8 protein-coding genes and 1 pseudogene are annotated in these 13369 nt (G+C 40.7%); 4 read left to right on the top strand and 5 right to left on the bottom strand.

The features are described from left to right. Positions 1–25 precede the first annotated feature (25 nt). Positions 26–793, top strand: coding sequence for a class I SAM-dependent methyltransferase (locus N480_RS22185; RefSeq protein ID WP_063374619.1), 768 nt, complete (start codon positions 26–28; stop codon positions 791–793). 200 nt (positions 794–993) lie between these two features. Next, on the top strand, positions 994–2916 hold the full coding sequence (locus tag N480_RS22180; protein WP_063374618.1) for a methyl-accepting chemotaxis protein: 1923 nt from the start codon (positions 994–996) through the stop codon (positions 2914–2916). A gap of 284 nt (positions 2917–3200) precedes the next feature. Here the strand turns inward: N480_RS22180 and N480_RS22175 are convergent, their stop codons facing one another. Further along, positions 3201–5354, bottom strand: a complete 2154-nt coding sequence (locus N480_RS22175) for a S8 family peptidase (protein WP_063374617.1) — start codon at positions 5352–5354, stop codon at positions 3201–3203. A gap of 366 nt (positions 5355–5720) precedes the next feature. Between N480_RS22175 and N480_RS22165 the strand changes: the two genes are divergently transcribed. Together N480_RS22165 and N480_RS25845 are read left to right on the top strand one after the other, a co-directional pair. Further along, the gene (locus N480_RS22165) at positions 5721–6908 is read left to right on the top strand and encodes an NAD(P)/FAD-dependent oxidoreductase (protein ID WP_063374615.1); all 1188 of its coding nucleotides are present in this window, start codon (positions 5721–5723) and stop codon (positions 6906–6908) included. Between the two features lie 119 nt (positions 6909–7027). Beyond that, a pseudogene (locus N480_RS25845) lies at positions 7028–7820 on the top strand (transposase). Between the two features lie 219 nt (positions 7821–8039). Here N480_RS25845 and N480_RS22150 read toward each other — a convergent pair. The 4 genes from N480_RS22150 to N480_RS22135 all read right to left on the bottom strand — a co-directional run bounded on the left by N480_RS22150 (position 8040) and on the right by N480_RS22135 (position 13324). Continuing rightward, positions 8040–8954, bottom strand: a complete 915-nt coding sequence (locus N480_RS22150; protein ID WP_063374613.1) for a hypothetical protein — start codon at positions 8952–8954, stop codon at positions 8040–8042. Between the two features lie 2 nt (positions 8955–8956). Then, positions 8957–10111 (bottom strand): DUF3696 domain-containing protein, encoded by a 1155-nt coding sequence (locus N480_RS22145; protein WP_063374612.1) that lies wholly within the window; start codon positions 10109–10111, stop codon positions 8957–8959. After that, on the bottom strand, positions 10108–12081 hold the full coding sequence (locus N480_RS22140) for a DUF262 domain-containing protein (protein ID WP_063374611.1): 1974 nt from the start codon (positions 12079–12081) through the stop codon (positions 10108–10110). Before N480_RS22140 ends, N480_RS22145 begins: the two co-directional genes overlap by 4 nt. Before the next feature lie 121 nt (positions 12082–12202). Then, positions 12203–13324 (bottom strand): DNA cytosine methyltransferase, encoded by a 1122-nt coding sequence (locus tag N480_RS22135; protein WP_081231963.1) that lies wholly within the window; start codon positions 13322–13324, stop codon positions 12203–12205. Between the last annotated feature and the right edge of the window lie 45 nt (positions 13325–13369).

The raw sequence follows: 13369 nt of genomic DNA, 5'->3' as shown, positions 1-13369 counted from the left end.
AGGCTTAAACAACAGGAGTCTGCAGTTGTACATTCATACGCCATTTTCTGAAAACCGCGCATACCTAGACGAGTTATCTCAACGTTTTAAATTAGATACGTTAATCGCACTCGATGATGATTTTCGTCTTGTTTATGATGAAGACGGACTACAGTTATTAAAAAAGGACGAACCGAAGCTGGGTGCCATTCGAGTCGACTTTGTGACCGGTGCGAGCGCACATAGGCGCAAATTTGGCGGTGGTAAAGGGCAGGCGATTGCCAAAGCGGTTGGCCTAAATAAAGGCGTGACTCCCGTGGTGCTAGATGCCACAGCAGGGTTGGGTCGGGATGCGTTTGTACTGGCATCGTTGGGTTGTAAGGTGCTTATGCATGAAAGGCACCCTGTTGTTGCAGCGCTATTATACGACGGGCTACAACGCGCTTATCAAGACCCTGAAATCGGTGATTGGATGAAGGAAAACATGGCCATAGCTTTTGGTTCGAGCCATGAGCTGCTTGAACAAGCCACCAGCGATGCTTCGTCAAAACCAGACGTGGTGTATTTAGATCCGATGTTTCCACATCGTGAAAAGTCGGCACAGGTTAAAAAAGAAATGCGGGTATTTCAATCTCTGGTAGGTGCAGATGAGGATGCTGATGCATTATTACCTTTCGCTACAGCACTTGCGACAAAACGCGTGGTGGTTAAAAGGCCCGATTACGCGCCATTTTTAAATGAGCAAGCGCCAAGTATGCAGATCACTACCAAGAAAAACCGTTTTGATGTGTATGTTAATGCGGCCATGAAGTAATGGCATGAGGATGCCAAAAACTTAATTTTTAATGGCAATCACATACAAGCTTCAAAAAACTGTCAAAGTTGTCCACAAAAAGCATACGTAAAAAGTATGCTTTTTCACTTGGCTGGACAGGAACTAAACAATTTACATCAAACTGTCATAAAACATTAATAGTCTAGCGCCGAAATCAACTGATAAGGCCTGTAGTACATATGCGTGTTTCGTCTTTCACCCGGTTGCTTGCAATTTTATTAGCGACAGCCAGTATCATTCTTGCGGTAACTTTATTTTGGGCAAGCCAAGTATTTAGCAAGTTGGATCAACAGGACAGTGCGTATACGCAGTTAAAAAATACGGTGTTGATTGACCTCGCAGGCACGATTGAAGACTATTTAGGTGCGGGAGATAGCCAGTATTTAAACCAAGCCAGTGAACAAATTAGCACTATCAAGCGCGTGCATCTATCTGAAATTTCATCTGATGTTATGTCGAGTATGGTTCAGCAATTAGATGCGCTAGATGCAGATATTCAAGGCAAATACCGAGCCTTGGGCAAGCTCTCTGGCAATGAGTTAGCGCTGCTCGACAACGCTTTGAGACAAATGGCGGGTTCTGCATCCTCTTTGATGAATTATGTCGCAGATGCGAATGGCCATGAACTCAGTCAACGCTATTACTCTTTAGCGTCAGACTATTATTTTGAGACAACGAATTTAAGTATCTATACCTACCAGCTAGTGCTTCACTATGATAAATCAACCCAGCAAAGCTTGAATCAATCGCTTAATCGACTTCAGGAACTTGCGCGTCAAATAGAGCGCTTAGATGACTTGGGAGTAATGACCGAAGTTGATGAAGACGAGCTGTTCTTAGGTGAAGAGCCAGAAGACTTAGCGCAGGAAATAAAGGCAGAACTGACAAGTTGGCCAAATCGATTTAGCCGTGATTTACAAAACACAATTGTGCAAGCACAGCAAAGACAGCAGGGTATTACCGCACTAAGAGACGATATCAAACAGCTTTCTGCTTTGATGCTAGAAGCGGGAGAGCAGTTAAAGAGTGAGCAAGTTGCCGTTAAATCTCAGGTGTTTACGATCTTTGGTGCCGCGATTGGGTTACTCGTATTCCTAGCTGGTGGTATGTATTGGGTGCAGTTTAGTCAAGTACTAACACCACTGCGTAACTTGCGCGACGGATTTGCGTTTTTAATCGAAAGCAATGAGCTGAAGCAGATTAAATGTAAACGCGCCAATACTGAAGTGGGTGAAATTGCCCAGTACTTTAACCAGTTGATTGAAAGGCAGCGTACAGAAGCGCAAGAGCGTGAGCAAATGCTGCAAGTCATTAACGATTTTATGCAGGGGATGAATCGAAACTTGGCCAGTATTGGACATCAGTCTGAGAATACCTATGAACAGGTTGAACACAATCAAACGCAACTCGAAGAAATCAAAGTCATTGGCGGCGAAGCGAGCAATATCAATCAGCAAGTAGCGGACAATGCCAGTGACACCTTTAACGCTATGACACAGAGTGTTGGGTTTGCAGAGTCGATGTTAAAGGCCAGCTCCAGTACACAGCAACGTGTAGAACAGGGATTAAGCAGCTTAAACGAACTGCTTGTAGGTGTCGAAGATGTGGGTAAGGTGATTGAGATGATCCATACCATTGCAGAGCAAACTAACCTATTAGCATTAAATGCTGCGATTGAATCTGCTCGGGCAGGAGAGCATGGCAGGGGCTTTGCTGTAGTTGCCGATGAAGTCAGAAAGCTAGCTCGTCAAACGCAAGAGTCGTTGACGGATATTAACGAGCAGTTGAATATTTTAAGTGACAACTCAAGCAAGGTATCTAATCAGATCAGTGCACTGGCATCCGAGGCACAGCAACAAACAGATCATGCACAGGAATTGAAACGTAATTCTGAAGGCGTTGCCGAGCGTGCCCAAGGCGCGAGCCAAGTTGCAGCTGATGCGATGGCGTTGTCAAATCAGCAAACCAAATTGGTAGACAGCTTTAGTAGTTCGATGGCATCAATGAAGCAGCAGGTCAGCAGTTCCAACCAGCAAATCCAACAAATTCAGCAAAGCTTAGAGCAGCAAATGGCTCAGATCAGAGACAGTCTAGGCTTGTAAGTATTAACGTGAGAGTAAGCGAAAGGCCAAACTTCTGTTTGGTCTTTTTTTATGTATAGAAAATATAGCGACCATAACTGGCAATGACCCAACGGCCCCAAACCTGATGCAGCCGGTACAGAGATAGGCAATGCAGACAACAAAAGGTATGAGCTTCGTAAATTAATGAGGCTCTAATTCTGTGTGTAAAAGTGGCGGCCTACGGCGCCAATGTCACACGAAAGCGCACTTACAAAAAAGGGCCGAACGTTGTTCGACCCTTATTTACTGCAAGTTATAGGGGATTACTTGTATTGAGCGTCTAGTGTCACACCAGAGAAAGTGCGGTACGCTCTTACACCGAAGTGCCAAACGCCAGCAGCTGGGTTTGTGATAGTACATGTTTCAACGTTACCACTTTCGTAAGGACGACATTGGTAAGTTGAAGTAGAAGGTGCAGCACCTGGATTTACATAAAGGTCAGCATCACCTGAGCCACCAGAGATTTTAACTGTAAGGCTAGACATACCAGCTGGTACAGTCAGTTGGTGACGGCTCCAGCTACCTGTTGATGCTGAAAGGTTGTTTTCAGTAAGGCCACCTGGTTGAGTTGCACCTGAAGTTTCTGCGTTAGCAACAAGGCTTACACCGCTGTATGCAGAGTAACCGCGCATCATTACATGGTAAGTACCTGATGGGTTGTCAATTGTACATACTTCATTGTTACCACTTTCGTATGGACGACAGTCGTAAGTTGACGTTGTAGGCTTAGCACCCGCTCTTACGTGTAGGTCCGCGTCACCTGTACCACCGCTCATAGTGAAGGTGATTTTGCTAGCATTTGCAGGTGTTTCGAACGTGAAGAATGCTTCAGAGTTTCTCGCACCGCTTAGGCCTGTTTTCGCTTCGCCGTCAACAAGTGCGTTGTCACCTGGGTTTGTATTACCGTTACCAAGTGCCATATCTACTGCTGCACTTGCATCTACAATACCAGTACCACAGTTAGTACATGTCGCAGGGAAACTACGAGTAGTATCTTTTAGGATTGTTTCGATTTCATCAGGCGTAGCTGTTGGCTTAGCTTGTTTAATAAGTGCCGCAATACCCGCTACGTGAGGTGCAGCCATTGACGTACCTTGTGAGTACGAGTAGCTATCAGTAGTTGGCGTTGTAGAACCCGCGTTGTAAGTTGAAAGAATACCTTCAGGGTCGTTAGCGAAGCTTTGTGCGCCACCAGGTGCTGCAACATCGATTGAAGAACCGTAGTTAGAGTAGTATGCGCGACCACCGTTACGACCAACTGATGCAACGTTTACTACGCCTGCACAGTTACCTGGGTTGTAGTTGTTTGCGTTGTCGTTGTCGTTACCTGCTGCGATGACAACCACAGTGCCATTTGCACGTGCTTGGTTGATTGCGCTTTGTGTTGTAGAGCTACATGCACCACCGCCACCTAAACTCATGTTGATTACATCAGCTGGGTTCGCGTTTGCAGGTACACCTGATACTGAGCCACCTGATGCCCAGATGATGCCATCAGCGATATCAGATGTTAAACCACCACACTTACCTAGTACACGTACAGGTACAACTTTAGAGTCGTAAGCAACACCCGCAACACCTTCACCGTTGTTTGTTACAGCGGCAACTGTACCCGCAACGTGTGTACCGTGCCAGCTTGAATCTCTGTCGCTGCTAGGAACTGGTCTACCTAGGCTATCAGTACCACACTCACCACGAGTTGTCGCATCACCTGGGTCACGTGCATCGCTATCACGACCGCCACCGTCATTCGCTACAGATAGGTTAGAGATCATGTCATAACCAGGCAGGATATTTGGGTTTAAGTCAGCGTGAGGACGGTAACCTGTATCTAGTACCGCAACTACTACGCCGCTACCAGTCGCTTTATCCCAAGCTGCTGGTGCATTGATACCGCCCGCTGCTTCAAAGTAGTGCCACTGTGAGCTGTAGCTAGGATCGTTCGGTGTCGCAAATGGTTGTAACATTTGGTCAACTTCAATGTGCTCAACATTGCCTGATGCGATCATGTCTTGCATGAATTTTTGTGTTTCAGATGCACTTAGTTTTTTGTCTGCGCGCATTACGTGGTGGTTTGAAAGCGCCATTGGACGAACGTACTGTGCTTTAGCTGATGCACGTTTACTGTTAAAGCCTTTAACGAAACTACGAGCGCGAGTGTTCATCATTGCTGGTGACATGTCTGCACTTGAAATAGACATGATGTCGTTGTTGTTGTTTTTATACTTGATGATGAACTGAGTGCCAAACCCGCTTTGTGATTCTAGTTTTTGAGCGAGTTGTGCTTGGCTAGGTACGTTTGGACCAATTTGTTCCATTTGCACATTTGCAATCTCTGGTAGCGCCATTGCGTTTGCAGAAAGTAGTCCTGTTACTGCCATTGAAAGAGCAGCTAATTTGAAATTTCCTGTTGTCATGTTTTTTACCCTTGTTTTACTTGTTGTTATCTTGGCAACCTTTATCCGCCAAGAGGTTAACAAAAGTAAACTTGGTGTGATTTGTGTGAAAGTATTGTTTTGTTATTTACACTATTGTTTTGGTTATAAGGGGATGGATAAAAGTCTTTATTATTTCATTATCATTATGTTTTTATTACATTTTATCAAAATATTCCCGGTTAAAGAATAAACTATTTCATAATGTAAACGATTGTAAATGATTTATCTCATATTCTAAAAAGTGATAAAAATATGTCTTTTTGATTGTCTTTTGAACTATAAACTCCCCCTTAAGCTTAAAAATAGTTATAATTGCGACATAAGTTTTTCGTTTCAGAGTATACAATGTTGCAATATGACGTAGTGATCATCGGTGCTGGTGCGGCCGGATTAATGTGTGCGGCACAAGCTGGCTATCGTGGACGTAAGGTAGCCATCGTTGATATGGGTAAAAAAGTGGGAAGAAAAATTCTCATTAGTGGTGGTGGACGTTGCAATTTTACCAACGAAAATGCCAGCCCAGAAAACTACCTATGCGCAAATCCACACTTTGTGAAGTCTAGTTTAAGTCGTTACACACAGCATGATTTTATTGAGCTGGTTGACCGCCACGGGCTTGCTTATCACCATAAAACACTTGGTCAATTATTTTGTGATAACAGTGCACAAGACATTGTGGATATTCTAATGACTGAGTGCGAATGGGCTGGGGTCGAAGTCTTCTTACGTAACGAAGTACTTAAAGTGTCCCGCGATGAACAAGGTACATATATAGTCACAACCTCTGATCATACATTTACCTGTGAATCTTTGGTGGTGGCATCTGGCGGGCTCACTATGCCAAAGCTGGGTGCATCTCCAATTGGGTATAAAATTGCGGAGCAATTTGGCTTACAGTTATTACCTACCACCGCTGCACTGGTGCCTTTTACGCTGCATGATCATGACAAAGCACGTTTTGAAGGCCTTTCTGGGATCAGTGTAGACAGCTTAGTGACCAGCGACGATGGCACACAATTTAGAGAAAACATCTTATTTACACACCGTGGCCTATCCGGTCCGGCTATTTTACAGATCTCTTCCTTTTGGGAAGCGGGACAAGCTGTGAGCATCAACTTGCTGCCAGATACACACATTGCAGAGCTATTACATGATTGGCGCCAAAACCAAGGGCAAAAATCAGTCAAAAATTTACTGGGTCAGCTACTCCCTAAGCGCTTTGTCGAGGTATTAATCGCAGAAAATACTGTACCAGACAAGCCCGCTAACCAGCTTTCTCATGGTGAGGTTGACACTATTGCCAGCACATTAAGTAACTGGCAAATTAAACCCAATGGCACCGAAGGCTATCGTACTGCCGAAGTCACATTAGGCGGTGTTAACAGCGATGAATTGAGTTCCAAAACCTTTGAAGCGAAAAAAGCCAATGGCCTCTACTTTATTGGTGAAGTGACCGAAGTCACCGGCTGGCTTGGCGGATACAACTTCCAATACGCCTGGTCAAGCGGCTGGGCATGTGGGCAGGTGTGTTAGTGTTTTCATGGAATAGTTTCGAAGACAGTGTTGCGAATTCTAAGACAAGATGTAACTCCCCAATAAACTGAAACAGTTCATAAGTAGAATTTCTATCAAAATAAGAAGGAAATTTTACGATGCGAAAAAGTAAGTTCACCGAAACACAGATCGTGAGCATGATCAAAGAAGCTGAAACGGGTGTGCCTGTACCAGAAATATGCCGTAAACATAGTGTTGGTCAAAGTACATTTTATAAGTGGCGTTCTAAATATGGTGGGATGGAAGCCTTTGATGTGAAGCGCTTAAAAGAGCTTGAAGATGAAAATCGCAAGCTAAAAGACATGTTTGCGACTCTCAGTTTAAAACATTCAATGCTTGAGGAAATCATCTCAAAAAAGCTGTGAAAACAAGCAGACGCAGAGCTTGGGTCGAACACTTACGAGCACACTGGGAAAACATAATAACTCTTTTTCGATGGATTTTATAAGCGATGCACTCAATTACGGACATCGTTTTAGAACACTGAATGTGCTGGACGATTACAGCCGCCAAGCGTTAGCTATTGAGGTTGATACAAGCTTCACCGCTGAGCGAGTTATATGAGTGTTGGAAAGGGTCTTTGCATGGCGTGGAAAGCCAAAACAAATTAGAGTGGATAATGGCCCTGAGTTTACGTCAAATGCTCTGGAAAGTTGGGCTACTAAAAAGTGCACAAAGCTTGAGTCTATTCAGCCAAGTAGACCTTATCAGAACGGTTTTGTTGAGCGATTTAATCGCAGATACCGAGAAGAAGTATTGGATTTATATCAGCTTGAATCACTTCAGCAGATTCGTGATATTACAGATAAATGGTTAAGATATTCATAATTATGAGAGCCTCACGATGCACTAGGAGATCAAACTCCAATGGGCTATCTTGAGGCGGCATAATTGTACTAATGAGCAGTACTAAAACTGGGACAGTTACACGTTCATAAATTGAACAATTGAGTTAGTGTGCTATCATCTTGATAAGAGCTCGGTGCAAGAGCCTATCTGACTTTAGCCTTCAATTCAGCCATTGGTAACTTAAGTACAGCTTCGTTTGGAAGAACTTAGTTGAAAAGAGAATAAAAAATGTTGTAAAGAAAAGTGTAACCAATAACCTTATTATAAATGCTCACCAATATGTGCTATGGCAATTTTCGGGTTTTCAGGATCTATCCTGTTAAAGAAACCAAAATATATACGGTTAAAATAATAAGTGCCCTTCCCGTTAGCCCCATCAATTCGCTCTAATTTATAGTGATATTCACAGTTAACATTCTTATATTCGACGTCATCAATTAAAAAGTCTCTTTTTAAAGCTGCAATTGTTCTCTTGTTTTTACCTGTACCTTCAGGGGTAACTGTAAAATCTAAATTTGCATTGAGAATATTTATGTTGTTCTGAGAGTCTCGAGGGATTATTTCATATTGATCCATAAAATTAAGGCAATCTGTAATACCTCGAATAAATGATTGATAACCCCCCTCTATTTTTCGAATGCTATCAAAAGTCTCATTATTCTGGTGTCCTGGGTAGTCTAAAAAAATCAGACTTTGATAAAGTTGCACAAAATCTTGCGCATACTCAGCGTGAGGTCTTGGATTATTCACAAGTACATCCGAACAGAATTTAACCAAACTTTTGCCACCTGAGACGTTACGGTGTTCTCGTGAAGTTAAAGCATTGTTTGAGTCTGATGAATATAAGGACACCCATGTCCCATTATATTCTGGCTTGGATGAATCAACCAAAGCCTTCACTCCCTCTGAGTCTAGTTCGTTGATGGTACTTGCCTTTCCCATATTTGCATCATAGAGCAGCCCCATTATAGTACCAGCATCAAGGTGTTGAGGTTGCTGATATAACTCAATTGCAGCAAGTGAATCAAAATCATTTGCTTTCGCAAATACAATAAATCCATCATCTTTAAAGTACTTTTCGACTAACTCTGAAGTAGCTTTAATTGATAAGGCAACTGATTCTTGCTCTTTTGAAAAATCGAAACTTTCTGAAACAAAACAAATGGTAGCTTTCAAAATTAAGCTCCTTTATTTGGGAGCTGCGTCTGTCCAGTCATAATCATGAACATGTCTTGGGCTTGCTGATCAAAGAAACCCTCTGGCCAGTTTGATAACTTTCCATCTTTAGTAATCGTTATTTTTTCTACATTACTCTGCATCTTGCCTTGCGATATGTAATAAAGAGTAAATAGCTTGGGATCAAAATCCTCTTTCAATCTCGTAATTACACGTATGCCATTTAACAAATGATCACTATGGGTCTCTACAATAACTTGAACCCCAGCTTTTGCTGTTAGAGCAATAAGTCGACCTAAATAACTTTGTCCTTTAGGGTGTAAGTGTGCTTCTGGGTTTTCAATAATTACCAAATCTCCAGGAGAAGAGGCTAACAAGGCAACCACTATACTCATCGAATAACTGTAGCCAAAACCAGTATTAATTGACTTAATTGATTTACCAGATTGGTGGATTATTGAGTTATATGAAACATTGGCTTTGGGTTCTGTGCCTGGTTCCAAGTTGTAACCAGGTGTAATTTCACCCATCCAAGACACAATATTGTCAAATAAAAAAAGACTAGTAGTACTTTTGTGTCTTCTTGGATCTTTATCGATGGAGAACTTTGATATTGAATTGTCTGACTTATTTAATAATTTATCTAACACTTCAGCAATATATTCGCCTTTTGTTCCCAACCATAGAGGGTGAGGGACATTTTCAGACAATAGTAAGTTATCTCTCGGCCCCCACCTGTCTGCCACAATATATTGAAAATGAAAAGACCCTTGAACTTTTTCGTTTAATTCCATAAGTTCCATTGAGTTACTGGAACAATATGGAAGATAATTCTTACCCAATAAACCTTCTCTTTGATCTGCATCGTTGTAACCCCATTTATAGTGATTACCTCTAGACTTAATTTCTATATATAGCTCGTCTTCATCACGATTATACGTATTATGTACATCATCAAGGTTCCCGACATGAACTAATTCATCATTCAGATTGACAACCTTCCCAAAATTAGATTGGAGCAATATTCCTATTGCCTGTATTGCTGTACTTTTACCTACGGAGTTATTCCCACAAAATACAGTTAAATTCGAAAGTTCGAATGGTTGCTCTTTGTAAGACTTAAAATTTTTTAGATTGAGTTCTTCAATAGGTCTCATTTAACATCTCCAACTAACGGATCAAACTTAACATCTATCCCAGTGCTTTCTTTTAATATCCTTTCAAATGACTGGAATCGATAATTAACTGTCACTTTCTTGCCTGTAGATGTGGATATTGAGTACATAAACCCTCGGTTAGCCTTATCATAAATATCTGATTCCCATACAGCATACTCACCAGAATCATACTCTATTGCAGAGTATAAGTAATCTACTAACGATGCGGAGTTTTCCTTAAGCTGTTTGATTTGCTCAGAGTTAAGTAATGAAAAATATGACACAATCAACTCAAATAGCTGCTTACTAATAGGCGCATTTTTACTATTTAGTGATTTTCTAAAAGCACTCGTACCGAATATTTCATAAGCTAATTCTAAACCCTGAATAAACCTTCTCTCCAACTCATAATAATAAGTACTAGTTCCAACAGTTAAAGATGAACTTCCTTCATCGAGATCTTTCAACTCATCGACATTTAACTTGTATGAGTTGATTCGCATCATCGCTTGAGACAAAAACTCATCATAACCTTCATAATTTTTAGTACCAAATTTATGATAGCCATTTACCATAAACGACAAGGCTGAGAGACACAACTCCATATCTTTTTGTCTATCTGGTTTAACTTTATGATGTGTAGCTTTTTTAAACTCGTTTGTTGCAGACATATAACGTAAAAACTTAACACTACTTCCCTGGTTCATTGCAGAACGAATTTCTTGAGGACTTAACTTCACTCCATAAGTGTTGATCCTGTGGAATAATTCAACTAGCACGTTTGAATTATCAGTGTCTTTATCCATATCTATTAAATAAGCTGTTATTGCATACTCTCTGATACTACGTTGCTGAGTTCTTTCTAAATCTCTAAAATACAACCCACTGTATTTTTCACCCAAAACCTTCAAGTCTTTTAACGGGAACTCCCCTCTCATGAAGTCATAAACACTGGTTATTCTTTGCAAGCCATCTACGATAATCCATGTGCCATTGGGCTTAACTGCAAAATAGAAAACTGGGAGAGGTAACCCCATTAAAATTGACTCAATAAGTTTTGCTTTCTTGTCTTGTTTCCAGATCCGGTCTTTACGTTGAAAGTCAGGTTGTAGCTCTATATCTTCAAATTGAATTCGATCATAAATTAGTGATAAAACCGGCGTTAACTGCCTAATTGGTTTAACATTCTTACTTCTAGACTCAAATGAAGTATTGACTTCGTCGACATCGTCGTCATTTTCGCCATCATCATCGACACCTGTCATCACAGATTTATCAAGCATTTGTTCACTAGTAAGGGCATTATTAGAAATACTCGTTTCCTGATTCTCTCTTTCGGATATCAACAATTGAGTTTTATCTTCATCTTCAAGTTTCGAGACTGTTGCGGAAACGACTTTATCGGTTAAGTCACTTAATCGATCTAATGTTTTCTCTGTATCCTGAATTGAAACCTCACCTGGATACTTTTTCATTACTGCATCTAAAGAGGTGGTCAGTGAATCAAGTAAGTCTCTTTGCTCATTAACTAGCTCTTTGTTTGATAGTTCAAAATAGTTATCTATCTTTTTTCTAAGAGCTCTAAATTCAGCGCCTTCAACTTCTTTGAGAATACCTAATTCATGAGTCTTTTCGTTACATAAAAGGAGGTGTTTCTTTTTTTTATATTTGAAATGCTCAATATAAGGTAAGTTTGCAAAAATAGTTTCCGGTTGATTACGGCTACTGCCACTACCATATAAAGCTTGGTCTACATTACTAAAGCCTTTGAAAAGTAGATCTTGCCAAATATCTTCTAACTCCCTGAAAGAACGTGCATTACCTTGTTTATTTGAATCGCTAGATATGTAGTATCTACGAGCCTTTTTATCTACTTTTGTTAGGTATATTGGGGCGGTACTAGGATTGATAGATTGAAGCTGCTTCCCAATTAACTTTTCAATATCTGATAAAACATCGTTAAAATGCATGAACTAGACCTAATATAAATCACTATCTTGCATGCAGTCTAACATGCCAATATGGAAATGCACTAGATTGGCTTGTAACGTTGTGAAATGTATAAAATTAGAAGCTTTTCAGCTCCTACTTTTATAAGGAATCGAGGTAAAAGAGTACGGTTTTGGCTATGCCTTCAGATGCAAGGAAAGGGACACCGTTGCCTATGGTTTTAAACATATCAGAAAGAGTCATTGTAGATGGTAAATGAAATTCTTTAGGAAGAGACTGAATTGCCAACGCTTCAGCAGCACTTAGTCTACGTGATTTATATGGGTGTAAATGTACTTCGTTGTTTCCATATGCAGCTGTTGGAGAGTAACGAAACCTATGAAGGCGCTTGAATGACTTTTTGCTGTCGTCACCTTCTTTAATGGTCTTAAACTTATCAGAATACGGCTTAAAATGATGTTTAGCATTCACATGCTTATACACATCATTTTTCTTGAACCAATGGTCAATCGTGAGTTCACTAACTTTTTCTAAATACTTAGGAAGCTTACGAACCGAGTTTTCTTTGTAATCTGAAAACTCTGGCCAGATAGATTTATCTAAGACCTTAGCTTTATCAAACTTAACTTCTCGTTCCCAATGAAAATCAGCAGTTAGCTGTTCGCTCGTAAGTTTTTCACCAACATGTTTTCGATGAATACCAAACATTAAGATGCGGTCTCGGTCTTGCGGCACTCCAAATTCAATACAGTTCGTTAATCTGTCCGTTAAAACATAACCTGCAGCTTCCAGTTTTTTTTTCATTTCATTATAGAAACCTCTATGTTTTATAGTTCTCCACAGACCTTTCACATTTTCGAACAAAAAGAAATCAGGTTGGTTTTGGACTATTGAATCAACGTAAACACTAGTTAGAACGCCATTGTCACCATCAGAGCCTTTGTTTTTACCTGCTACTGAAAAGTCAGGGCAAGGAGGACCACCAATAAAACCCGTTAACGCTTCAGACTTTGCTTCTTGCACAAAATCATGAAGTAATTGTTTCTTATCGCCAGTAACAAAGTCATCAATGCTTGCTAAATGATGCCCATACTTAGGTTTAGGTAAGTCCATATCCTTTCTTGAATATTTATAGGCTTCTAAGAAAGGCTGATGAAATTCATTTACGAAACGGACATCGAACCCAGAGAGTTCAAATCCAAGATCTAAAAAGCCACTACCCGAGAAGAAAGAAAAAATGATTGGTTTAGTTACTGAAGACAACTCTATAGCCTTTTTACGCTAACGATACGGATAAATGACTTAAAT

Source organism: Pseudoalteromonas luteoviolacea S2607 (assembly GCF_001625575.1).
In the GTDB taxonomy this organism is placed as follows: domain Bacteria; phylum Pseudomonadota; class Gammaproteobacteria; order Enterobacterales; family Alteromonadaceae; genus Pseudoalteromonas; species Pseudoalteromonas luteoviolacea_E.
This window is presented reverse-complemented; position numbering and strand designations above follow the sequence as displayed.